This window comes from Paraburkholderia pallida (assembly GCF_004524855.1).
In the GTDB taxonomy this organism is placed as follows: domain Bacteria; phylum Pseudomonadota; class Gammaproteobacteria; order Burkholderiales; family Burkholderiaceae; genus Paraburkholderia; species Paraburkholderia oxyphila.
This window is the reverse complement of the sequence record NZ_CP038151.1, coordinates 313,766-337,779: the sequence shown is the minus strand read 5'-3', so window position 1 is coordinate 337,779 and position 24,014 is coordinate 313,766. Positions and strand designations below refer to the sequence as shown.

Sequence of the window (24,014 nt, the reverse complement as noted above, 5' to 3'; positions counted from 1 at the left end):
AGGACTGTGCCATGAGCGCGAATGAGCGACAATTGCAGACAGAAGAAGCGACCTGGAGCACCACGATGCGTCTCTTGCTCGTCGAAGACGACGAAATGATTGCCGAGCCCGTGCTCGACGCGCTGCGCCGCGAAGGCTACGCCGTCGACTGGGCGAAGGACGGACGCGAGGCCGAGCTCTCGCTCGCCAACGATGTCTACGACCTCGTGCTGCTCGACCTCGGGCTGCCGAAGAAAGACGGCGTGAGCGTGCTGGCTGCCTACCGGCGGCGCGGCGGCGACGCGCCGATCCTGATCCTCACCGCGCGCGACAGCGTGACCGACCGCGTGAGCGGACTCGACGCGGGCGCCGACGACTACCTCGTCAAGCCCTTCGACCTCTACGAGCTTGCCGCGCGCGCCCGCGCGCTGCTGCGGCGGCGCACCGGCCGCAAGCAGCCCGTCTACACGCATGGCGACCTCGCACTCGACCCGGCCGCGCACGAAGTGACCAAGGGCGGCGAGCCAGTCTCGCTCGTGCCGCGCGAGTTCGCGTTGCTGCACGTGCTGATCGAGGAGCCCGCGCGCGTGTTCACCAAGGCCGAGCTTGAAGAGCGGCTCTACGGCTGGGGTGAAGAGGTGGGAAGCAACACGATCGAAGTGCATGTGCACAGCTTGCGCCGCAAGATCGGCGCGGAGCAGATCGTCACGGTGCGTGGCGTGGGATACCGGCTGAAGAGGGGCGAATGAGATCGATCCGCCGCCGGCTGCTGGGCTGGCTGATCTGCGGGTTTGCCGCCGGGTCCGTCGTAGCGGGCTTCGGCATCTTTCAGACCGCGCACGACGAGGCGAACGAGCTGTTCGACTACGAACTGCGCGCTGTTGCGCTGTCTCTGCCGTCCAATCTCAAGGAAGGCCACACGGACCACGCCGCCCCGGACCTGCAAGGCATTGCCGACGACCGCATTCTCATCGAGATCTGGGACGCCAACGGCAAGCCGATCTACCATACCTCGCACGACGCGCCGCTCTCGCGAGAGTCGGAAGGATTCCATACGATCGAGCGCGCCGAAACGCACTGGCGCACCTTCGGCGTGCAGCAGCCGGAGCGTTTCGTGCAGGTCGCGCAGCCGATCTCCGTGCGCGAAGCGCTCGCGCTGCGGCTTGCGCTGCATACGCTGTGGCCGCTCGCGCTATTTGTGCCGGTAGCCATCGTGCTCGTGCTGCTCGTGGTGGGGCGCGGGCTTGCGCCCGTCGGCGCGCTTTCCGCGCTGCTCACCGCGCGCTCGCACACCGTGCTGGAACCGATCAAGCTGGACGGCTCCGTGCCGATCGAGCTGCGCCCGCTGGTGGAGGCGCTCAACGGCTTGCTGCAGCGGCTGAACACCGCGTCGCAGGCGCAGCGCACCTTTATCGCCGACGCCGCGCACGAATTGCGCTCGCCGCTCGCGGCGCTCAAGCTGCAATTGCAGGCCGCGCTGCGCGACGGCACGCTGTCGGGGGAGCCGCAGACGACCGGGCGCATCGAAACCCGACTGAACCGCCTCATCCGGCTCGTGCAGCAATTGCTGACGCTCGCGCGCGAGGACGCGCAGCCGACGCTGCCCGTGGCCGTGGTGAGCCTCCGGCGTCTGGGCGAGCAGGCCATTGGCGACTTTTCACTGCTTGCGGAGGAAAAGGGTATCGACCTCGGTCTCGAAGTGCGCGCGCCTGTGACTGAAGACGACGCCTGTAATGTGGCGGCGGATCCGCATGGGCTCAACACGTTATTGAACAATCTGCTCGATAACGCGATCCGCTATACGCCGCGTGGCGGCAAGATCGATCTCGTGCTTACGCGCGCGGGCGAGCAACTGGGGTTCGAAGTCGTGGACAACGGACCCGGTATTCCTGAGGAGGATCTCGGGCGGGTGCTCGATCGCTTTTATCGCGCGAATCATGTGCCGGGGACGGGTAGTGGCCTGGGCCTCTCGATTGCGATGCGCATCGCGCAGCGTCATGACTTGCAGCTCGTGCTGCGCAATAATCCGGGCGGGCGCGGGCTTACCGCGGCGGTCAGTGGATTGCGGCCACGTGTGCAGGTGGAGGCTGGCTCGGTAGCCTGAGGTTGGGCGCTGGCGCGATGCCTTGGCGCCGAGCTGTAGCGCCGTTGCCGCAAGGCTCAAGTTTCGGCGTACGCTGCCGATATATAGCTGGATGCCGTCTCAGTCCCCGCGGCGGCGCGCGATATCGAAGCGTTTCCGAACATGTCCTGGTTCAATTCTTCGCGGTTCGTGAAGGCCCTTGGCCTGGCGATACTGCTGGCTTTGTTCGCGTCGAACAGGAGTGCCGAGCCTGCACCGGCTTCTATGGTCGTGAGTCTTGTTGTTCAGCAGAGCTGTCTTGTGGTGGAGGCTGATGGGGCTGATGCGCCCGCCGTTAGTTGCCTCCATGGTGAGCCTTTTCTCGTATCGCGGGGGGATGCGCCGGTGGCGCATATCGGGTCGGGGGTGCAGTATGCCGGGCGGCGCGGCGGCGCGGCGCTTTGGACTGTTACGTTCTAAGTGGCTTTTTTTGAAGGGCCTTCTGGATTCGCTTTTTTGCGGGTTTTAAGGCCGTTGGCCTTAACTTGTATTCGCGGCGGGCCGCAGGCGTTGCCCCTGTGCGGGGCGGCACCTACTTTTCTTTGCAGCCGCAAAGAAAAGTAGGCAAAAGAAAGCGGCTCACACCGCCAGTGTGACGCCGTCCCCCACTGCCATTCATATCGGAGCGGCTCCGGGGCATCCGTCACCTCGCACATTCCACGTTAGTGACAAGGGGCTCATCCTTCCCGCCACGCGCTACACGCGGGCGGAAGGGTATGCAAGGAAAAACGGGCGGGCTAGCCGGTAAATGTGCGGAAGCGCTGACCCGCAAACGCGCACTGGGGTTCTAACCGGTAAATGCGTTGGGGTTCTGACTGGTAAATGCATTGGGCTGCTTATTAGTTAATGCGCGGGCGTGCTGGCTGGCGAATGCATGGGCGAGCCGCCGATCGAATACGCTGGAGTCCTCCGAAAACACGTGCGCCCCACCGGTTTTACTTATACCCCACGGCACGCGCAGCGCCGCCGGATGGATGAGCCCTTAGTCACTCCGCTATACGCCGCGTGATGGCAGACGCTCCGGAGCCGCTCCGACTTACAGGGCAGTGGTGAACTGCGTCACACTGGCGGTTTAAGCCGCTTTCTTTTGCCTACTTTTCTTTGCGGCTGCAAAGAAAAGTAGGTGCCGCCCCGCACAGGGGCAACGCCTGCGGCCCGCCGCGAATACAAGTTAAGGCCAACGGCCTTATACCGCGCAACAAAAATGGCGACTTGCTCGCCAACAAACCCCATCAAAAATAGATCGTCGCAGTGATCGTATCACTGTAATTACCCGGTAAGGGAGTACTCTGAGCAGGCACCTGCCCATATACAGTGAAACTCTGCTGCGCCCCCGTGCCGGTACCGGCAGCCGTAACCGTCCCCCCCGTACCATCCCCCCAGGCACTGCTATACCCCGAATCCAGGTACAACTGATAATTCACGGCGCCTCCGCCACCCGACCGCTGCATGGCGCGCGCCGCCACACTACCGCTAGCGCCCCCATTAAGCGCGATCTTATACGCATCGCCATTCGTACACTGCGCCGTAATCGCCCCGGTCGCCCTCAACTGCGAACTAAGTACACCCGCCGATCCAAACGCCACGTTCGTCGCGCTGATGTTGCAATTATTGATCACATTGGCATTAACCGAAAACGCAAAAGTGCCCCCGGTCGAAGTAAGCGACGCACACGTAGGCGCCACCAGCAAATAGAACTGATAGTTGATCGACGTAGTATTCCCACCAAACGTCTGCGAGTACGTCGTGCTCGCATTGTTGACAGTAGGCACCGCAGGCTGCGCCGCACTGATCTGCCCGTACACGGTCACGGTCGTGGTCAGCGTAGTGCCACTCGGCTTGGCCATGATGAGCGAGATAGGCGTCGTGCCCGAATAGATCGATCCCCACGGCTGCGTGTGCGCAGCGTCGCGATAGAGGTCGTAAGTGAGCGCGTTCGTCCCGTTCGTGAGCGAACGCGGGCTCGTGCCCCCCAGGTTCAAACAAACGAGCACATCGGGCGTAAACGTAATCGCGGGCCACGTGCAGGTCACGTTGATGCTGCTCGTAGCGGACACCGCAGCCCCCGCGATAGGACTCACCGAGCCGAACGAGACCGGCGTTGCCGAAGCCGAGCAAGTCTGCGCGCGCACGCCACCCGCCGCAAAGAGCAGCGCGAGACACACGCCGAACATGAGCAGCGCGCGCTGCATGGCACGGTTCAAGGCGCTCCCCCCTGCGATTCGGGCTGCGGCTCGCGCTGCAATATCGGTTGCGAATTGGGCTGCAATTCAGACTGCGATACCGGCACACCCGACCTCTGCAACCGGCAAACAAGCGGCCCGATGGTTTGCAGCGTCTCGCCCTTACCCGGCGCCCACGCGAACGATACTTCGCAGCGCTGCGAACCATCGTCGATCAACAGATGATTCTCGTTCGAGAGACCGTCGACAAACGTGATGCCGTCGTAGCCAACAATCGTGTCGTGCCCGCTCTCCACGTGATGCACGCGCGCGCCCACGGGCAGCGGCTTGCCCGCCGCGTCGTGCACGACGATCGACGCCGCGCGGTAGCGCGTCACCGCGAAATGCGCGAGCACGCCCGACTGCGATTGCGGCACCGCATCCATCGACGTGTCGGCAATATGCGCATCGGCAGGCAGTTTCATGGTGTCGATGGCAATCTGGTTGTGCTGATACGCGTTGAGGTCCGGGATCAGCAGATGGCCGCCGCCATCGGTTGCGCCAATCACGCGGTTCTCATGCAGCACCGGTATGCCGCCAACGCCGTCCGTCGATACGAGCGCAAAGCCGTCGTCGATGCGCCGCGCGGGCTCCACCGTGCCATCCATCATCACCAGCGCACCGGTCAGGTCGAATGCGCCGATCGTCTGGCTGCCGACCTGCTGCACGGAAGCCGTGGCCTCGCCGTAACGGCCCAGGTATTGCAGTTGGCCCTGGCGGTATGGCGTCGCGCCCGTGCCGCCCGCCTGCACGCCCCAGCCCCAGCCGCCCGCGTAATCGGGCGGCCGCAGCGCGTTGACGTTCCAGGTGGACGCGCCGTCCTGGCGGCCCACCGTCGCGTTGACCGAGGTATTGCCGCCAAGGCCGATGCTCGCGGAAAGCAGCACGCCGCGCGAGTCGCGTTGATGAAAGTCCTGGTACGCACTCAGGTTCAGCGAAACCAGATTGCCGAAGTTGAAGGTCCACGAAACCGAGCCGATCTTCGATACCGGCGCCGTGGGTATCTTGTAGCCGATATAGCTGACCGAGAAGGTCTGATTGCGCAGGAAGGGAATCGCCAGCGTGACGCGATCCGTCGCGCTCGGCACCGGCGTGCCGTCGCGCGCCGCCAGATCGCCATAGTTGCCGTATGCGCGGATCGTCTGCGCGTCGATCGAGACGCGCGGCGAGACGTATTGATAACCGAGGCTCAACTGTGTGCCGGAGAGCTTGCCCGCGCTGCCGGACAGCGAGCCGTTGAGCACGCCCGCCGAGCCAAGGCCGAGCAGCGCGCCGCCGCCCGCGTTGAAGAGCCCGCCAGTCGCTTCGCCATGCGCTTCGAGCGTCAAGTGATCGTTCACGCCGTGCCGCCACGATGCGCTCACGGCGGGCCGCGTGTCGTAGTCGAACGAATCGAGGCCGTAATTGCGCCGCAGGAAGCCCGCCTCGAACGAATAGCTCGACAGGCCCGGCGCCATCAGGCGCGTATCCACGTAGAGCGGCACCGAGGTCGCGATCGTGCGGCCCAGTGCGTCGTGCGTGATGACCGTGGCCTGCCCCGCGCCCGTGATGCCCGGCACGTCGTTGATGATGAACGGCCCGCTCGGCACGTTGCTCGTGTACTGGCGCACGCTGTTGATATAGAGGTCGACCGAGGTGGGCACGACCGCGCTGCCCGGCAGCGCCGGCACGGGAAAGGTCACGAGGTCGGGCCGCAACGCGAAGTTGCTGCGCCACTGCACGCCCGCCATGCGGATCGAGCGCGTCCACGCGAGCGACGAGGAAATCGTGTCGCCGAGCTGTGTGGTGCTCAGGTCGGCGGGATTCGACATACTCCACGAGGTGTCGTAGCGCACGTAATCGCGGCGGTCGTGATAGAGGTACGCGATGCCCGTATTGCTTAGCACTCCATGTGGATCGAAATAGCGCTCCTCGCTCCACAGCGCGAATTCGGAGGCGGTGCCGCCCTGCGCGTACGCGTCGTAGTTGAACACGAAGCCGCGCCCGGAGGTGGCCTGCGGTGTAGCCGCCACCCCGCGCGTGTCGAACTCGAAAGGCTTGCGGATGGCGTCGGGAATCTGCAGCTCGAGTGTCTGTCGTGCCGCGTCGTAGCGGTAGCGCAGGCCGGGCAGCGTATCGAGATCGATACTCGCAGTGTCGGCGATGCCGAGCTTCGAAGTCGCCACGCCCACCTGCGCGAGGTCCTCGCCGGTAGCGAAGAAGTGCCCGCCAAGCTGCCTGAAATGCACGATCTGCGCGGTGTGCTCGCCGTTCACTTCGACTTCGAGATACAGGTCACGCGTATCCATCGCGCCGGCGTTGATCAACTGTCCCTGCGCGTGCGCCCCCGCGCTCAGGAACGCCAGCAGCGCCGCCACCGACACCACGCGCCTCGCCAGGCCAGCGCGGAAGGCGTCTCGAGTTCGCTTCATGCTTCGTCGTTCGCTTCATGCTGTTTTCCGGCGTGTGCCTTATGGGCCATTGCGTTGCGGGCCATCACCTGATCGGTCATTAGCCGCCCTGCTCGACCTTCACCGTCTCCTCGACCGGCCGCGTGTTGACCGTCGCCCGCACCTTGAGCTCGCCGCCGAACTTCGCATCGGGCGGCACCGGCACGCTCCACTGCCGCCCCTGTCCGGCGAGCGCGTAGCCGAGCAGCCCGCGCGTCACGTCCCAGCGGTGGCCGCTCGCGTCGAGAAGCTCAACCGCGGCGATCTGCGCGCGCGTCGTGCCGGCGTTGTCAGCGCGCAGCGCGTAGCCTTGCGCGCCATGCACGAGATGCCACGCGAGCAGCGGCTGCGCGGCGCGGCCCGCCGGCGCCTCGACGAACACGGGCACCGAATAGCGCAAGCGGATCGTCACGCCTTCCGCGCCTGCCGTGCCCGGCGAGGGCAATTCGTCGATCAGCAGGCGATAGCTGCGCTCGCCATCGGCAATCCCGACGGCGCCTGACGCCGCTTGCGCCGGCTGAGCGGCCCCAGTGGCCGCAGCGGAAGAGGACGTGTTCGCGCGCACGAGGCGCACGAGTTGATCGCCATGCGGCGCGATCTCGATGAGCGGGGGACTCGCGATGACATCGGCGGTGGGCGTGAGAACGTCTTCGCCGTGCGCCTGGCCCCACTGGAATACGCGCACCTGACCATAGAGCGGCGTATCGCCGGGATTGCGCAACGTGAGGCCGGTGGCGTTCTCGCTCGCGGAGAACTCGATCGTGACGGGCGAGATCTGCAGCGTGGCAGCCTGCGCGGCAGCGCCGAAAAGCAGCGCCAGCGAGGCCGCCGCCGCGCCGCGCGCGACGTGACGAGCAAGCCGCAGCTTCAAAAGTAAACCGTCGCGGTGACTGTGGTCTGATAGGTATCCGGCTTCGGCGTGGATTGCGCCGGCACCTGGCCGTATACCGTGATCGATTGCGCCGATCCGGTGCCCGTGCCCGCCACCGTGTTGGTGCCCTGGGTGTTGCCCCAGATCGTCGTATGCCCGGCATCCTGATAGAGCTGGAAGCCAACGGTGGTGCCGGTGTTGCCCGTGGCCGTGCCCGCCATGAGCCGGCTCGTCACGGTGGACCCGGCAACGGTGCCGGCGTCGAGACCCACGTTATAGGGCGTCGTGTTCGTGCAAGTCACGCTGAGCGTGCTCTGCTGATTGACTGCCGTGGAAAGCACCCCGTTGGTGCCGAAGCTCAGCGGATTCGCGGAGATCGCGCAATTCGCCTGGAGTGTGAGCGTGACATTGAAGGTGGCCGTTGCCGTGCCGTTCGTATAGGTCGCGGCCTGCGCGAGCGGAACGACAGGCAAGACGGGCATCAAGGCAAACTGCGAGCCGACTAGCGCGGCCACAATGTGTTTTCGTTTCATCGAATTTGCTCCTGCACACGAATGCGATTGCGCATACGACACCGGGATAGCGAAACAGCGGATTAAGGACCTAAATGAATCGACACTTTATTTATACGAACAATGCCACACCCCGTTGAGGACAATTACATCCTGTTACAGAGAGACCATGCACATCGAATAGCGCAGGTAATCCGTGCTGAATTCGATGCAAGCTCAACCAAGCGGGAATTTTTTACTGACATAAGCGCATGCTTTATCCACGGCCCGCATGCAGGAGTCCCCCGCGCTTTCGAGCGGGAACGCAGCTTGCTCCGTGCCGGCAAACCATTCGATAATTGGGCGGCTCATTGCGTAATAGCCGCGAAAGAAACTACGCGAATCATCCAAATGAAACCGCTCCATTCATCGAAGACCGCCACACACTAAAGGAATGCCGCATGTACATCGCCATGAATCGCTTCAAGGTCGCGCTGGGTTCGGAAGCCGCGTTCGAAGACGTCTGGAAGAACCGCGACACGCATCTGAAAGAAGTGCCGGGCTTCGTCGAGTTTCATCTGCTCAAAGGCCCGCAGCGCGAAGACCACGTGCTCTACGCTAGCCACACGATCTGGGCCAGCCACGCCGCGTTCGAAGCGTGGACGCGCTCCGACGCCTTTCGCGCCGCCCACCGCAACGCGGGCAATGCCGGCCAGAGCCGCCCGACCTATCTGAGCCATCCCGAGTTCGAAGGCTTCGAAGTGGTGCAGACCGTCAAATGACGCCCAGCCGGGCGCGCGAGGGCCCATGAGGAAGAAGACCGCCAGCCGCATTGCCGAAGGCCAGCCGTTCCCGTTCGGCGCTACCTGGACCGGGAGCGGCGTGAATTTCGCGCTGTTCTCCGCGAACGCCACCCGGGTCGAATTGTGTCTCTTCGACAAGACCGGCCTGCGCGAAATGGAGCGCATCGTGCTGCCCGAATACACCGACGAGGTCTGGCACGTCTTCCTGCCCAACCTCGCACCGGGCGCGATTTACGGCTACCGCGTGCACGGGCCGTACGAGCCGCAGGCGGGGCATCGCTTCAATCCGCACAAGCTGCTGCTCGATCCGTATGCGAAGGCGCATGTGGGCGCGCTCAAGTGGCATCCCGCCGTGTTCGGCTACACGCTCGGCAGCCCCGACGCCGACCTTTCCTTCGATACGCGCGACAGCGTGCGTTACGTGCCGCGCTGCCGCGTGGTCGACCAGACCTTCAGCTGGCACCACCCGTTGCGCGAGCGCGTGCCGCGCGAACGCGCGATCCTCTACGAAGCGCACGTGCGCGGCTACACGCTGCGCCATCCCGAGGTGCCCGAAGACGAGCGCGGCACCTTCGCGGGCATGGCGCATTCGAAGGTGCTCGAGTACATTCGCGGCCTCGGCGTGACCTCGGTCGAACTGATGCCCGTGCATACCTTCCTGAACGACGCGCATCTGCTCGAGCGCGGCCTGACCAACTACTGGGGCTACAACACCATCGGCTTCTTCGCGCCCGATCCGCGCTATTCGGTGGGCGCGCAAGGCTCGATCGACGAGTTCAAGAACATGGTGGACCACTTCCACTATGCGGGCCTCGAAGTGATCCTCGACGTGGTCTACAACCACACCGCCGAAGGCAGCGAGCTCGGCCCCACACTCTCGTTTCGCGGTATCGACAACGCCTCGTACTACCGGCTCGTGGCCGACAATCCGCGCTATTACATCAACGACACGGGCACGGGCAACACGCTCAATCTCTCGCATCCGCGCGTGCTGCAGATGGTCACCGACAGCCTGCGCTACTGGGTGCTCGAAATGGGCGTAGACGGCTTTCGCTTCGACCTCGCGACGATCCTCGGGCGCGAGCCCTATGGCTTCGACGAAGGCGGCGGCTTTCTCGACAGTTGCCGCCAGGACCCGATACTCGCGGGCGTCAAGCTGATTGCCGAGCCGTGGGACTGTGGACCGGGCGGCTATCAGGTGGGCGGCTTTCCGCCGGGCTGGGCCGAATGGAACGACCGCTTTCGCGACACCGTGCGCGGCTGGTGGAAGGGCGACGAAGCACAGGCCGCCGACCTCGCGACGCGCCTCGCCGCGTCGGGCGACCGCTTCAACCGGCGCGGGCGCAAGCCGTGGTCGAGCGTGAACTTCGTCACCGCGCACGACGGCTTCACGCTGCACGACCTGGTCTCGTACAACGAGCGCCATAACGAGGCCAACGGCGAAGAGAACCGCGACGGCCACGCCGACAATCTCTCATGGAACTGCGGCGCCGAAGGTCCGACCGACGACGCGCAGATCCGCGCGCTGCGCGAGCGCCAGAAGCGCAACTTCCTCGCGACGCTGCTGCTCTCGCAGGGCACGCCGATGCTGCTCGCGGGCGACGAATTCGGCCGCACGCAGCACGGCAACAACAACGCGTATTGCCAGGACAACGCGACCAGCTGGGTGGACTGGGATGGTATCGACGAAGACGGACGCGCGCTCGCCGAGTTCGTGCGCAAGCTCACGACGCTGCGCCACGCGCTGCCGGTGCTACGGCGCAACCGCTTTCTGACCGGCGAGCATAACGCCGCGCTCGACGTCACCGACGTCGAATGGCTCACGCCTGCGGGCGTGCCGCTTACCGTCGAGCAATGGGACGACGCGCAGATGCGATGCTTCGGCATGCTGATCGATGGCCGCTCGCAAACGAGCGGCATCATGCGGCTCGCGTCGGACGCGACCCTGCTCATCGTCCTCAATGCATATCACGACGTGGTGGACTTCACGCTGCCCTCGGTGCCGGGCAACGATCAGTGGAGCTGCCTGATCGACACGAACCAGCCGGTGCGCGACGAGCTGGAAGACTTCGAGGCCGGCGACGTCTATCAGGTAACGGGCCGCTCGCTGCTGCTCTTTGCGCTCCATGCGCGGGGCGCGACGCAGCGCGTGTTCCAGCGGCTCGAGCAGGATCTCACGAGCTGAGCGTCACGCGCCCGGCGCACGCTCACTCGACGGCCCAGGGCATGGGCACCGTTGCGCCGTGCAGCGCCCGCATGCGCGCGTTGCCCTGCACGAAAAACGCCTCGGGCGCCGAGCCCTCGTTGCCGCCCAGCCGGTAGTGCACCGTATAGCGGCCCGTGCCCGTGAAGCAATCCATGCCGTGCGCCTGCACGAGGCGCACCAGAAAGCGGCTGTCGCCGCCCCAGCCCCACAGCCAGAAATGCGAGGCCTTCATCAGGAAGTCGGTGCGGAAAAAATAGCAGCTCGTATCGATGAGGCAGCCGCTCACGCCGTCACGTGGGCCAAGGCTTTCGCAGTCGTCACGGCAGACGAAGCTGCCGTCCTTGCGATGGACCGCGCGCAGCGCATACACCATTTCGTAGGGCGCGGCCGGCCGCGACTCCAGCGCGGCGATGCACGAGGCCACGTGGTCGGGACGCAGCCAGTTGTCCTGATCGAGCATGATCGCGTAGTCGTTGTTCACGAGATAGCCTGCCGCGCACATCACGCGCGCGCCGTACCAGTGCCCGCGCTGCGAGGCCGGGATGCGGCTCGTGCGCGCGCCGCCCGTGTTGAACGGCAGCACCAGCGTGTGCACGCGCGCATCGTCCGGCAGCACGAGGGGCCGCGCGAAGGCCGGCCCGTCGAAGATCACGAGCACGTCGGTGGGCACGGTCTGGTCGAGGACCGATTGAATCGCGCATTCGAGTTCTGGTGCGCCGGTCGTGGGAATGACGACGATTGCCGGGTTCATGATGGCGTGAATGGAATGGCCTGGAAGTCAGCCATATTCCTCGCATGCCAGGTCCTGCGGAACCAGAGAATTCCGAAAGCTGGGCGACCACTGAACCGTGCACGCAGCGCGCTTGCGCGTGCCCTCGCGCTTGCGTCAAAGCTCGCTGTGCTTGGTCGCGTTGCCCTTCGCCTTCTCGACCGGATAGCGCGTCTCGTTCAGACGGACCTTGTCGGCCGCCGCCTTCACGAGATCGAATCCGGCCGTATGCGCCACGAGCAGGAGGTAGATGAACACATCGGCGCATTCCTGCTCGAGGTGCGCGCGGCCAGGCGGATCGGCAAGGAGTGCCGCAATTTGCGCGTCGCCCTTCCACTGGATCGTTTCGAGCAACTCGCCGGCCTCGATGCTCGTCGAGACGATCAGGTTGCGCAGCGTGTGAAACTGCTGCCAGTCTCGCGCATCGCGGAACGCGAGGACTTGCTCCATGAGACTGTCGAGCGGCGTGGGAGCAGGCGTGGTCTGGGAGGATGGAGTCATTGCGGTGTGGTGAGGCGCGAGAAGGGCGGGACCCGCGCCCGGCAGGGCGCGCAGCCAGGATTGTACCGCCATGCCGCCAGCCGTCGTGGCGCCGCACGCACGCCCACCTGCTGATCGCGCCGCATGACTCGCGGCTCATTGCTCGGCCAGCACCTCGCGTGCTGCACGGCATGCAAGGCCCGCAAATTGGTCTAGATGGTTAATCGGGTTAACGGCAGCGGCGCGGCAAACCTTACCCCGATGTAAATTGGCGCGCGCTCGTACGCCTGCAAGCTGGCGTGCGCGAATGCCTGCAGGGCGGCCGCGCCGCAAAAGCGCACGGACGTGCACAGGTCACGGCGCCGGGCCCACGGTACGCGATCACTTGTCTGCCGGGCTTCGGCCAGGCTTGGGCCTGCGGGTAAATCCGGGTTCAGCCCGCCTTGCGCGGCCATTGCGGCGCTTTCGCAACACTTCCGCAACGCACTTCGGCAATTCCATTCCACTGCTTCGGATAACGAATTTATTTTAAACAGCACGCTGATCGAACCCCTCAAAAAAAGGTGTTTCGACGGCTTCAGCAACGCGTGCCGCCGCCGTAAAGATAGCCACGATTCGTGTGAGCGCAACCATCATGAGATCACTCTCACAAGCAGCAAAATTTACGCCGCGCCACGCCGTCGCCCTCGCCGCCCGCCTCGCGGGCAGCCGGTCCCGGGCCGCGAGCGCGGCGCCGCGTGCGCGCCGCAGCGGCGCACGGTGCACCCGCCACGTGGGCGCGGCCACCAATTTCGCGACGCGGCGCCTGCTCGCGCGCCATCGCACGCGCCGCGCCTGAAGCGCACGGCACAGAGCCCATTGATTTTCAGGAAGCGAAGGAAAACATCATGTTTGTCGCAATCGGCTGGATCCTCGTACTCGGATCGGTGATCGGGAGCTTCGTGGGCGTGGGCGGCCACCTGCCCGCGCTCGTGCAACCGTTCGAACTGCTATGCATTTTTGGCGCGGCGATTGGCGCCTTCGTGGTGAGCAACCCGCGCGCGACGCTCGGCAAGACGCTCAAGGCCCTGCCGACCTGCTTCAAGGGCGGCGGCTATACCAAGGCGCAGTATCTCGAGCTCATCGCGCTGCTCTACGAGCTGCTGCAAAAGGCCCGCAAGGAAGGCATGATGGCGCTCGAAGCCGACATCGAAGCACCGGAGAACAGCCCGATCTTCCAGAAATACGCACGCGTGCTGGCCGACCATCATCTGCTCGACTTCATCGTCGACTATCTGCGCATGATGTCGAGCGGCAACGTGAACCCCATCGAGATGCAGGACCTCATGGACGAGGAGCTCGACACGCACCACGCCGAGGTCTCGGTCGCGCCCAACGCGATCCAGAAGATGGCCGACGGCCTGCCCGCCTTCGGCATCGTGGCCGCCGTGATGGGCGTGGTGCACACGATGGGCTCGGTCGGCAAGCCGCCCGCCGTGCTCGGCGAGATGATCGCGGGGGCGCTGGTGGGCACCTTCCTCGGCATCCTGCTCGCCTATGGCTTCGTCGGCCCGCTCGCCGACCTGCTCAATGCCAAGGGCCGCACCGCGTCCAAGCCGTATCAATGCGTGAAGGCCGTGCTGCTGGCCTCGCTCGCGGGCTATGCGCCGCCGGTGGCTGTGGAGTTCGGCCGCAAAGTGCTCTTCACCGCCGACCGTCCGAGCTTCAAGGAGCTCGACGATACCGTGCGCGCGACCAAGACTGCGAAGGCCTGACCCTCAAGGGAGACAACAGATGGCCGAAAGACAAGCGGGCGCACGCGGTGCCGGGGACAGCGAGAGCAGCAAGCCCAGGCTCGTCGTGCGGCGCGTGAAGAAAGGCGGCCACGACGGCCACCACGGCGGCGCATGGAAGATTGCCTATGCCGACTTCGTGACGGCCATGATGGCGTTCTTCCTGTTGATGTGGCTGCTCGGCTCGACCTCGCAGTACGACCGCGACGGCATCGAGAAGTACTTCAACACGCCGCTTTCGACGATGCTGGGCGGCAAGCCCAATTCGGCGAATCCGAACCCGAGCGTGATCGAAGGCGGCGGCCACGATCTCTCGAACCAGGTGCCGGCCATTGGCGGCGCGAACGCGCAGCCCTCGGCCGCGCGCGCGGTGCCGGTCGCGGTGAAGCCCAGCATGAATGCCGAAGCCTCGGCCAACGACAAGGCGCGCCTCGCGCAACTGAAGGCGCGGCTTGCGACGCTGATCGAGCAGAAGCCCGCGCTCAGCGCATTCAAGGACCAGATCCGCGTGACGATCACCGACGAAGGCCTGCGCATCGAACTCGTCGATTCGCTCAAGCGCCCGATGTTCGCCACGGGCAGCGCGAAGCTGCAGGACTACGCGTACGCGATCCTCGTGGAGATCGGCAGCGCGCTGAACGACGTGGACAGCGGGGTCTCCATAGCCGGCCATACCGATTCGGTGCCGTACTCGGGCGGCCTCGCCGGCTATTCGAACTGGGAGCTCTCGAGCGAGCGCGCCAACGCGGCGCGACGCGCGCTGGTGGCGGGCCACCTGCGCGAAGACCGGCTCTTGCAGGTGCGCGGCCTCGCCGACGTGCTGCCGCTCGACACGGGCGCCGCCGACAGCCCGTTGAACCGGCGCATCAGCATTCTGGTGATGAACAAGGCCGCCGAGCGCGCCTTCTTCGAGGACGCGAGCCGCTATGCGGTCGGGGGCCCGAAGGTGGAACCGGCTTTGTAGAAGGGGCAGAACGGTGAAGGGCGCCTGGTGGGGCGGCGCCTGGAGAGGCAAGCGATGCGGGACGGCCGGGCACTGTAGTTGCGGCGCAACAGGTCAAGTGAAGCGTTGGATGACCTGCAAAGCCCGCTGGGCGCCGCTTGCCGCCCGGCGCGATTACAAGAACTGAGCGGTTTACCTCGCTTTGCTCGCGAATTTGTCCCACGAATGGCCACCGTAGACTAGTCTTGCATTCAAACGAACGATGGGGAACGCAATGAACATAACGAACTGGATTGTCGTGCTCGACTGCGCCTACATGGAGTATTCGAGCTGGCGCGGCAAGAATGTGTATCGGCGCACGGTCGCGTACGACCGCGTCGTGTGGTGCTGAATGGTACGTGTCACCTTCGAGCGCTTACTCTAACCATTGCGGGTTCCAGACGACTTCCCAAAGATGTCCATCGGGGTCCTGAAAATAGCCTGAATAGCCGCCCCAGAACGTGTCGTGTGCGGGCTTGACGATGGCAGCTCCAGCCGACGCCGCTTTTGCCATCACCGCATCCACCTCGGCTTTCGAAGAGACGTTGTGGCCCAGGGTCAGCTCGGTTGCGCTGGCCGGCCCCAGCGCCAGCCCGGTGTCATGGGCGATGCTCTTGCGAGGCCAAAGCGCCAGACGAAGGCCGGGTTGCAGCTCGATGAACACCACGGCCCCATGCTCGAATTCCTTGCCGATAATGCCTTCGGTGGCGAATCCCAGCCCCTCGCGGTAAAAGCGCAATGAAGCGTCGAGATCGTCGACGCCAAGCGTGATGACGGTGATGCGGGGTTTCATGCGTTCGATGCTCCTTGTGCGTAACGTAGCGTGACTGCAGCAGGCAGGCTGCAAAGCGTACGCTCAGGGCGCAACGAAGTCCATTGGCGCGTTAACGATCTGCGCCATGAGTCAGAGCCGCAGCGCTGCACCTCCCCTCAAACGACGCGAACATCGAGCTCGCCAAGCCCTTCCACGCCGACGGTGAGCGCATCGCCCGCCTTTACCGCGCCCACGCCTTCCGGTGTGCCCGTGTAAATCACGTCGCCGGGCTCGAGGCGGAAGAACTTCGAGAGATCGGCGACCGTCTCCGCCACCGACCAGATCAGATGCGAGACGTCGCTCCGCTGCTTCGTTTCGCCGTTCACGGTGAGCCAGAGGCCGCCGCGCTCGAAATGCCCGACTTCGCTGGCCCGATGAATGGGCCCGAGTGGTGCCGAACGGTCGAACGCCTTGCCGATCTCCCACGGCCGGCCCATTTCGCGCATCTTCATCTGCAAGTCGCGGCGCGTCATGTCGAGCCCGACCGCATAGCCCCACACGTGCTCGAGCGCATCGGCCACGGCGATGTCCGAGCCGCCTTTGCCGATCACGGCCACCAGTTCGGCCTCGTAGTGATAGTTCTGCGTTTGCCCCGGGTAGGCGAGCTCGAGCGTTTCGCCGTAGTTGACCGGCACGACCGCATCCGCGGGCTTGCAGAAGAAGAACGGCGGCTCGCGGTCGGGATCGAAGCCCATCTCGCGCGCATGGGCCGCGTAATTGCGGCCGACACAATAGACGCGGCGCACCGCATAGCGCGCCTGGCTGCCCGCCACGGGTACGGCGATGGGGGCTTGCGGCTGAAAGACGAATTCCATCAAAAACGGCTCCTGAATGTGAACGGAGACAATCGGCAACACGCGGGCGCGCGTGGCGCCCAGTGTTCATGAGGTTGGTGCTTATCGCACCACGTGCACTAGTCGCGCTGTTCGCGCAGCAGATTCAGCGCGGAAAGAATGGGCCGGTCCGAATAGCTGAACAACACGCAATCGCTCTGCGCCTTCAGGCTCACGGGTTGCCACGACGGCACGACGAAAACATCGTGCGGCGCGAACTCGAACGTTGCGTCGCCGATCTGTGCGCAGCCCTCGCCCTCCACCACGCAAAAGATCGTCGCGTCCGTCGTGCGATACGTCTTGCCTGAGAACCCCGCCGGCAGGTACTGCATGAACGTCGCCATCGTGGGCATCGGCCAGCCGCCGGTGACGGGATTGACATAGCGGAGCTTGACGCCATCCCACTCGTCGATCTCGCCATTGCGGTAAAGCGTGTCGAGCGCCTCGCGGCTGCGCTCATAGGGATAACTGAATATCGGCGATGTCGGGTTATCCACCACGTGCCGGACCGGCGCCATATTGTGGCCGAAGCGCGCGAAGCTGTGGCCTTCGGGGCGCGTCACCGGCTGCGTCGGCTCGGAATAGCTTTGCGCGAATCCCGCATCGAGCGCGCCGACGATGGGAATGTCAAGCCCGTCGAGCCATACCACCGGCTCGCCGCCCTCCGCGCTCAGCGGGTTGCCGTGGTCGTGCCAGGTCCACGAAGGCGTGATGATGAAATCGCCGGGGCGCATCGTGGTGCGCTCGCCGTCGACGGCCGTCCATGCGCCCTGCCCCTCCACGATGAAACGCAACGCCGATTGCGTGTGCCGGTGGCTGGGTGCCACTTCGCCGGGCAGGATCAATTGCAGTCCCGCATAGAGCGCGGGCGTGATGCTCGATTTGCCCGGCAAGCCTGGGTTCTCGAGCACGAGCACGCGCCGTACGGCCTCTTCCGCGCTGATCAGCGCGCCTGCCTCCATGACGAGGTCGCGGATCTGCGCGTACTTCCAGATGGCCGCGCGCGCCTGCGGCCGTGGCGCGGTGGGCACGAGGTTGTGCAAGGACTCCCACAGCGGGGCGAGCTGCTGCGTCGAAAGCTGCCGGTAGTAGGCCGCGCGCTGCTCGTTGCGCGAATTTGCCGTCATGCGTGTCTCCTCATGTGTGTATCGTTCCGCAGCGCGGGTTGGAAGCGGTGCATTCGCGTCGCACGCTCGCTCTATGTCATGCGAGCGCCGACGCAACTACCCCTGCGAACGCAGCTCACCCCACCTGCTGCTTCGCGCGCATATCGTCCAGATGGAAACCCGCGACGCTGCGATACTGGTTCGCGATCTGACTCAATTCGTCCACGCTCACCACGTCTTCGATACGCTCGAAGCGCTGCCCCTGCGTGCGCTCGTAGACCACCTGCAGGATCTTGTCCGGCGGCGCCTTGCGGTTCATCAGCACGACGTCGCCGGTCGCCTTCACGCGTTCCCGGTCGTACGCCTGCAGCGCCTCCGGGCAAACGCCCAGCTCGCCGCAACGGTCGGCCAGCACGCGCGCATCGACGATCGCCTGCCCCGCGCCGTTCGAGCCACGCGGCACCATCGGGTGCGCCGCGTCGCCGAGCAGCGTGATCCGGCCGAAGGTCCAGCGCGGCAAAGGATCCTGATCGACCATCGGATATTCGAGTATCGTCTCGGTCTGCTCGATCATCGCAGCCACGTCGAGCCAGTCGAACTTCCAGTCCGCAAACGCCGGGAAGAAGTCCTCCAGCCGGCCCACGCCGTTCCAGTCGCGCCGCGCCGGCTTCGGCGCCTCGATCTCGGCAACCCAGTTGACGAGCTGATTGCCCGCCGCATCCACGTTCTCGCGGATCGGGTAGATCACCATCTTGCCGTGCTTGAGCCAGCCGGCGCGCACCATGCTCGCGCCGCTCAGGAACGGTGGCGCCTTGATGGTCCCGCGCCACATGTTCACGCCCGAATAGCGCGGCGCGCCCTCGTCGGGATAGAACTGCTTGCGAATGACCGAGTGAATGCCGTCGCACGCGACGATCGCGCTGCCGCGCACACGATGCCGCCCACCCGCGGCGTCTACGAACTCGGCCGTCGCGCCGGTCTCGTCCTGGCTCGCGCCCACGCATCGCCGGTCTGTGAGCACGCCGTCGGGGCCGAGGCGCTCGCGCACGGCCGCCAGGAGGATGGTTTGCAAGTCGCCGCGATGAATCGAGAACTGCGGATACGGGTAGCCCGCGTGGCGGCCCGCCGGCTCGCGATAGATCAGTTGACCATGGCGATTGAAGAACGCGGACTCGCGCGTCGTCACCGCCACGGACGCCAACGGCTCCAGCAAGCCCAGCTCCGCAAGCTCACGTGTTGCATGCGGCAGCAGATTGATGCCGACCCCGAGCGGCTTGATCTCGGGCACGGCCTCGAATACGCGGCACGCAATGCCCGCCCGATGCAACGTCAACGCAAGCGTCAGCCCGCCAATGCCCGCGCCTACGATGAGTACCTCGCTGTCCTTCGTCATCACTTTCCTCTCTTCCGGTCTGCACAATCAATATGACAAGCAATCCTTATCGATTCACCTGCTTCGAACCTGTACGGCTCGCTCCCTGTTCCGGCAACCGGACGGCGCGCTGGCCCCTGACGCGCGCCGCCCTTGCGCGACTTACTTCGCCGGCGCGGCGTCGAAGCCGTACAGTTGCGAGTCGATGCGCGGCACCACGTGGATGCCCGAGCGCGCGGCAAAGGTCGAGACCTGCAGGTGCGTCGGGATGATGCCGACCTCGTCATGCAAGACTTGCGCGGTCTGCCGGTACAGCGCTTCGCGCTTCGCATCGTCGACCGTCGCAAGCCCTTCGTTCAGCGGCTTCCAGAAGTTCGGCGAATCGTAGGTCTGGATGTTGATCTTGCGGAACGGATTGTTGGTCGGGTTCGAGAACAGAGATTCGAGCTGCACGCCCATGTCGCCGGCGTCGGCGCCCCAGCCGATCATGAAGAAGCCCAGCTGGAGCTGGTTGACGCGCGAGATGAAAGTCCCCATCGGCTGCGTTTCGACGCTCGTATGGCAGCCGATGCGCGTGAGCATCTGCGCCACCGCCTGCGCGAGCTGCGAGTCGTTGACGTAGCGGTCGTTCGGCGCGAACAGCGTCAGCGAGAAGCACGCCGGGTAACCCGCCTCGGCCAGCAGCTTCTTCGCTTCATCGGGCTGGTACGGATCGGGCGGCAAGGCCGGGTTGTAGCCGAACATCGTGCTCGGCACACTGTTCTGCGTGGCCACACCGAGGCCCTTGAGCACGCGGTCCACCAGCAGCTGGCGATTGATCGCGAGCGAGAACGCGCGGCGCACGCGCACGTCCTTGAACGGATTCTTGCCGAGCGGCTTGCCGTTGTTGTCGGTGACATACGGCGCGTTGTCGGCGAGCTGGTTCATGACCCAGAAGACCATCAGCGTGCTCGGCTTCGTGTAGACCTGCAGATTCTTGTCGGCCTTCACGCGTTGCACGTCGGCGCTCGGCACGTCGATGACCGCATCCACGTCGCCCGAGAGCACCGCCGCCACGCGCGCCGCCGCATTCGGCAGGATACGCACCGTCACCTTGTCGTAAGCAGGCTTCGGCCCCCAGTAGCTGTCGTTGCGAACGAGCTCGACGCGGTCGCCGCGCACGAAGCGCGCGAACTTGTACGGCCCCGTGCCAACCAGCCCCTTGCCCGTTTCGAAGGCTTCGCTCTTCACGCCCTGCGTGTCCTTCTTCGAGACCATGAAGATCATCGAAAGATAGTTGGGCAGCACGGCGAGCGGCCGCGACGTCGTGAGCTTCAGCGTGTATGGATCGACCGCCTCCGCCTTGACGATGTCCTTCGTGAACACGCCGAACGTGGCCGGCGAATTCGTGAGCGTTTCAGGGCGTTGCAGCGAGTACACCGCGTCCGCGGCCGTGAACGGCGTGCCGTCCTGGAACTTCACGTCGTGGCGCAGGCGGATCTCCCACGTCTTGTCGTCGAGCGGCTTCCACGACAGCGCCAGCCCCGGCTGCAAGCGGCCGTCGGGCGACAGGTCGATCAGCGGCTCGAACACATTGCGCGCGACATTGCGATTGCCGGGCAAATTGGCGAACTGCGGGTCGAGCGACGTGACGTCCGCGCTCACGCCGTATTTGAACTCCGCCGCCCCCGCTGGCTGCTGCGCGAATGCGCCCAGCGCGATCACACCGGCTGCCATTGCCAGCCGCCACTCCCGCCACCTTCTTGCCATCTTTCGTCTCCTGTGTGTGCGAAACCCGCAAGGGTAACGCTTTATTGAGGGAGCCACGACCTGCTCCCGCCAGCACCCGCATCGCGACGCTTCCGGAACCGGGTGCAAAAAATATTTCTGTATAACTATATTATCGTTATACACTTTGACCGAAGTCAAGCAGCGTGTGCGGTCCTCATCGGCACGCAACGCGCGCTCGATGGGCACTGCCTGCAAAAGCGCAATGCCCGCAATGGTTGTGTGGCGCAGGACCATCAACACACAAGCGCGCCACAGAAAGCGCAGCAACTCGAGGCCGAACTGGCCCACACTATCCACATAAGGAGACAATCGATGAAGAAGACCCTCGCGGCCCCTCTCGCAGCCGCGGCGCTTTGCGCCTTTGCTTCGGCCGCACATGCGCAGAGCAGCGTGACGATCTACGGGATTCTCGACGCGGGCATCAGCTACGTGAACAACACCGGCGGGGGCGCGGCGTGGCGCATGGATACCGGCGTGCAGCAGGGCAACCGGCTCGGCTTCATGGGCACCGAGGATCTGGGCGGCGGCTTGAAGGCGCTCTTCAAGCTCGAAAACGGCTACGACCTGAACACAGGCGCACTCGGCCAGGGTGGCATCTTCGGGCGCCAGGCCTACGTGGGGCTGTCGAATCGCATTGGCACGCTGACGATGGGCCATCAATACGACTTCATGGGCGACGTGATCGGCAACTACTCGATCGCCTATGTGGCGGGCGTCTACGCGTTCCATCCGGGCGATTACGACCGCGTCTCGGGCGACCGGCTCGACAACACCGTCAAGTTCGTGAGCAACAATTTCGGCGGCTTCACGGCCGGTGCGATGTACGGCTTCGGCAACCAGGCCGGCGACTTCCATCAGAAGAGCTCAATGAGCTTCGGCCTGACCTACGATAATGGGCCGCTCAGCCTCGGCGCCGCCTATACGGACGTCAACAACTTCCAGATCAACCCGGCCAGCGACCTGGGCGTCACGTCGATCTTCGGGCAGCCCGTGACCGGCTCGTTCGTTGCCGACAGCCTGAAATCATGGGGTGTGGGCGGCAGCTACTCGTTCGGCAAGTTCGGCGTGATGGCGAACTACACGGGCACGCGCATCTCTTACCAGGGCAACGGCGCAACGCTGAGCACCGTGGAAGGCAGCCTGCTCTACCACTTCACGCCGGCGCTGGTGGCAGGCGCGGGCTATACGTGGACGAAGCTCGAAGATTCGCACTGGGGGCAAGTGTCGGCGGGCGTCGATTATTTCCTGTCCAAGCGCACCGATGTTTATGTCGAGGCGAATTACGAGCAGGCGAGCGGCGACGACACGCATGCGGCCATCCTCACGCTCGCGCCGTCGAGCACGAACAAGCAGGTGGTCGCGCGCATCGGTATGCGGCACAAGTTCTAGGCGAGGCGAAAGCGCGGTTCTGCGCGCTTTGCTTTGATAAGGCAACGCCGGCGAGAGCCGGCGTTGTTGTTTGTGCGTGGCCTGCGCCCTGGCCCGCCGTTTAAGACCTCAGGTGATGGGTTGAACCCATTGACTCCGCCATTCCGGCGCTTCAAAGGGCTCCGCGAAATACTGGGTCTCGTGGACAACTTTGGCGTCGCGAAACTCCATGATGCTGACCGTGTAGAACGGACGCCCCTGGTAGGAAATGATGTACTCCGTAACCCAAAGCGCGCCGCTCCCCTGGATTCGCCGAACAGTAAAGCCCGATGGCTTGCCTGGATGATGGCCGCGCAGCGCCTGCAAATTCAGCCGCCCGACAATTCGCTCGCCCGATTGGGGATAGTCGCAGATCGCGTCGTCATCATAGATGTCGTGCTCTGCCACAAGATCGCCAGCCGCCGACGCGCGCCAATGTGCATCCAGGGCGTCACGGATTTTTGCTTCGTCCATGGAATACCTCCGGCTCAAGGATTGAAAACACGTATTTTCATCCTCTCATAAGGACTCGCACCGCACCTTCCGAAACCGATACAGTGGCTTATGCTAACGCGTTTCCTGCATGCGTAGCCTCGCGTTTCGAGCGTTTCGTCTGACATTTACCGCTGCACCTTCACTCCACCAGGCATACGCACTCGCTGCGCTTTACGACCGGCGAGATCGTCGAGAACGTAATGGGCCGCCAGCACCTCCAGCGCTGGCGACCAGGGCAGCGCGATAACTCGACTAGCGCAAGCCGAAGATCAGGACTTTCTTCCCCTCGAAGTATTCCTGCACACCTTGATCGCAATTCGGTGGGCACGCGGTACCGTCAGTGGTCGACGCGGCCGACGGGGAGCTCGCCTTGTAGACAACGCCTTTGATGAGCGTCCCATCGTCTGCAATGACGATATTCAGGTCGGTTTCGACACCGGCTGGCACGGGTCCGCCAGCGGTATAGACGGTTTGCATCGTGCCGGTGCAATCGGAGTTCACCGTGTAGGTGCCGGTCTGATACGGATTAAACGTAATCTGCCCGCCTTTGGGCACCCCGTTGATACTCCCGAAGTCGGTGCGTGCGTAATGGCCCACGCCGTCGAATGTGACCAGGGCGACGTCATCGAAGATCAACGGGGATGCGTACGTATGCAAAACATTACCCACCAGCAATCCGAGAATCTCTCCGTGACCGTTAAACGCAAACGGTCCCTTTAGCGTTGCGTTCGAGCACAGGCCGCCGGCCTGCGCGGTACCAGCGAGCGAGAAAAACACCAAAGCCGTTGCGGACAAAACGCTTAAATGCTTGATCTTCATGTTCATCTCCTTGTTACCGAGAATCAAGCGCTAAACATCACAGCGCACTGAGGTCTATTGCATGGCTAAATTAGGCGCCTAATTCAAACAAATGAATTAAATATGGCCGTATCGATACCTGGCTGCTGCTGTACGCCGTGCCAGCGATGAGAGAACGAGACGCTCCCGGTGTGGCCGTGCGTTTCGGTGTGTGAGGAGAGATAGCGCAGCGGTGGGCCAACGCAATGAATGGTGCAACGCTTCACCAAGCCGTCATATTTCGCTCGGTTTCG

At 64.3% G+C, this 24,014-nt stretch carries 20 protein-coding genes; 7 read left to right on the top strand and 13 right to left on the bottom strand.

From position 1 onward, the window contains the following. The first annotated feature begins 65 nt into the window (after positions 1 to 65). Together E1956_RS36445 and E1956_RS36440 are read left to right on the top strand one after the other, a co-directional pair. Positions 66 to 728 carry a response regulator gene (locus E1956_RS36445; protein WP_134759550.1) on the top strand — a complete coding sequence of 221 codons (663 nt, stop codon included), beginning with the start codon at positions 66 to 68 and terminating at the stop codon, positions 726 to 728. Then, the gene (locus E1956_RS36440; protein WP_134758230.1) at positions 725 to 2,083 is read left to right on the top strand and encodes an ATP-binding protein; all 1,359 of its coding nucleotides are present in this window, start codon (positions 725 to 727) and stop codon (positions 2,081 to 2,083) included. Before E1956_RS36445 ends, E1956_RS36440 begins: the two co-directional genes overlap by 4 nt. 1,250 nt (positions 2,084 to 3,333) lie before the next feature. Here E1956_RS36440 and E1956_RS36435 read toward each other — a convergent pair. The 4 genes from E1956_RS36435 to E1956_RS36420 all read right to left on the bottom strand — a co-directional run bounded on the left by E1956_RS36435 (position 3,334) and on the right by E1956_RS36420 (position 8,105). Further along, complete coding sequence (locus tag E1956_RS36435; protein ID WP_134758229.1) at positions 3,334 to 4,293, bottom strand: Csu type fimbrial protein; 960 nt, start codon at positions 4,291 to 4,293, stop codon at positions 3,334 to 3,336. A gap of 8 nt (positions 4,294 to 4,301) precedes the next feature. Further along, positions 4,302 to 6,611 carry a fimbria/pilus outer membrane usher protein gene (locus E1956_RS36430; protein WP_418789365.1) on the bottom strand — a complete coding sequence of 770 codons (2,310 nt, stop codon included), beginning with the start codon at positions 6,609 to 6,611 and terminating at the stop codon, positions 4,302 to 4,304. A gap of 202 nt (positions 6,612 to 6,813) precedes the next feature. Further along, on the bottom strand, positions 6,814 to 7,623 hold the full coding sequence (locus E1956_RS36425) for a fimbrial biogenesis chaperone (protein ID WP_418789354.1): 810 nt from the start codon (positions 7,621 to 7,623) through the stop codon (positions 6,814 to 6,816). Continuing rightward, positions 7,620 to 8,105 carry a Csu type fimbrial protein gene (locus E1956_RS36420; RefSeq protein WP_134759546.1) on the bottom strand — a complete coding sequence of 162 codons (486 nt, stop codon included), beginning with the start codon at positions 8,103 to 8,105 and terminating at the stop codon, positions 7,620 to 7,622. The genes E1956_RS36425 and E1956_RS36420 overlap by 4 nt, the downstream gene beginning before the upstream one ends. A gap of 470 nt (positions 8,106 to 8,575) precedes the next feature. Between E1956_RS36420 and hmuQ the strand changes: the two genes are divergently transcribed. Both hmuQ and glgX read left to right on the top strand, forming a co-directional pair. Further along, positions 8,576 to 8,896 carry a heme-degrading protein HmuQ gene (gene hmuQ / locus E1956_RS36415; protein WP_134758227.1) on the top strand — a complete coding sequence of 107 codons (321 nt, stop codon included), beginning with the start codon at positions 8,576 to 8,578 and terminating at the stop codon, positions 8,894 to 8,896. Positions 8,897 to 8,921: 25 nt separating this feature from the next. Next, complete coding sequence (gene glgX, locus E1956_RS36410) at positions 8,922 to 11,102, top strand: glycogen debranching protein GlgX (protein WP_134758226.1); 2,181 nt, start codon at positions 8,922 to 8,924, stop codon at positions 11,100 to 11,102. A gap of 22 nt (positions 11,103 to 11,124) precedes the next feature. Here glgX and E1956_RS36405 read toward each other — a convergent pair whose 3' ends face one another. Both E1956_RS36405 and E1956_RS36400 read right to left on the bottom strand, forming a co-directional pair. Beyond that, positions 11,125 to 11,874: a glycosyltransferase family A protein gene (locus E1956_RS36405; protein WP_134758225.1), complete on the bottom strand. Its 750-nt coding sequence runs from the start codon at positions 11,872 to 11,874 to the stop codon at positions 11,125 to 11,127. A gap of 135 nt (positions 11,875 to 12,009) precedes the next feature. Further along, positions 12,010 to 12,393, bottom strand: a complete 384-nt coding sequence (locus E1956_RS36400) for a nucleotide pyrophosphohydrolase (RefSeq protein WP_134758224.1) — start codon at positions 12,391 to 12,393, stop codon at positions 12,010 to 12,012. Positions 12,394 to 13,259: 866 nt separating this feature from the next. Here E1956_RS36400 and motA point away from each other — a divergent pair. Together motA and motB are read left to right on the top strand one after the other, a co-directional pair. Beyond that, positions 13,260 to 14,126, top strand: a complete 867-nt coding sequence (gene motA / locus E1956_RS36395) for a flagellar motor stator protein MotA (RefSeq protein ID WP_134758223.1) — start codon at positions 13,260 to 13,262, stop codon at positions 14,124 to 14,126. 19 nt (positions 14,127 to 14,145) lie between these two features. After that, a complete protein-coding gene (gene motB / locus E1956_RS36390) occupies positions 14,146 to 15,108 on the top strand; it encodes a flagellar motor protein MotB (protein ID WP_134758222.1) in 963 nt (320 codons plus the stop codon). Positions 15,109 to 15,502: 394 nt separating this feature from the next. On the opposite strand, the gene E1956_RS36385 is transcribed toward motB, so the two are convergent. The 5 genes from E1956_RS36385 to E1956_RS36365 all read right to left on the bottom strand — a co-directional run bounded on the left by E1956_RS36385 (position 15,503) and on the right by E1956_RS36365 (position 21,000). Further along, positions 15,503 to 15,919 carry a VOC family protein gene (locus E1956_RS36385; RefSeq protein ID WP_134758221.1) on the bottom strand — a complete coding sequence of 139 codons (417 nt, stop codon included), beginning with the start codon at positions 15,917 to 15,919 and terminating at the stop codon, positions 15,503 to 15,505. A gap of 137 nt (positions 15,920 to 16,056) precedes the next feature. Further along, entirely contained in the window at positions 16,057 to 16,755 is a 699-nt protein-coding gene (locus E1956_RS36380) for a fumarylacetoacetate hydrolase family protein (RefSeq protein ID WP_134758220.1), read from the bottom strand. A gap of 98 nt (positions 16,756 to 16,853) precedes the next feature. Continuing rightward, positions 16,854 to 17,900: a gentisate 1,2-dioxygenase gene (gtdA, locus tag E1956_RS36375; protein ID WP_134758219.1), complete on the bottom strand. Its 1,047-nt coding sequence runs from the start codon at positions 17,898 to 17,900 to the stop codon at positions 16,854 to 16,856. A 115-nt stretch (positions 17,901 to 18,015) separates the two neighbouring features. After that, positions 18,016 to 19,272 carry a flavin-dependent oxidoreductase gene (locus E1956_RS36370; protein WP_134758218.1) on the bottom strand — a complete coding sequence of 419 codons (1,257 nt, stop codon included), beginning with the start codon at positions 19,270 to 19,272 and terminating at the stop codon, positions 18,016 to 18,018. Positions 19,273 to 19,413: 141 nt separating this feature from the next. Then, complete coding sequence (locus tag E1956_RS36365; protein WP_167760242.1) at positions 19,414 to 21,000, bottom strand: ABC transporter substrate-binding protein; 1,587 nt, start codon at positions 20,998 to 21,000, stop codon at positions 19,414 to 19,416. Positions 21,001 to 21,333: 333 nt separating this feature from the next. On the opposite strand from E1956_RS36365, the gene E1956_RS36360 reads away from it, so the two are divergent. Next, the gene (locus E1956_RS36360; protein WP_134758216.1) at positions 21,334 to 22,410 is read left to right on the top strand and encodes a porin; all 1,077 of its coding nucleotides are present in this window, start codon (positions 21,334 to 21,336) and stop codon (positions 22,408 to 22,410) included. Positions 22,411 to 22,518: 108 nt separating this feature from the next. Here E1956_RS36360 and E1956_RS36355 read toward each other — a convergent pair whose 3' ends face one another. After that, positions 22,519 to 22,902 (bottom strand): nuclear transport factor 2-like protein, encoded by a 384-nt coding sequence (locus E1956_RS36355; protein WP_134758215.1) that lies wholly within the window; start codon positions 22,900 to 22,902, stop codon positions 22,519 to 22,521. Between the two features lie 273 nt (positions 22,903 to 23,175). Next, positions 23,176 to 23,742, bottom strand: coding sequence for a hypothetical protein (locus E1956_RS36350; protein ID WP_134758214.1), 567 nt, complete (start codon positions 23,740 to 23,742; stop codon positions 23,176 to 23,178). Positions 23,743 to 24,014: the final 272 nt, after the last annotated feature.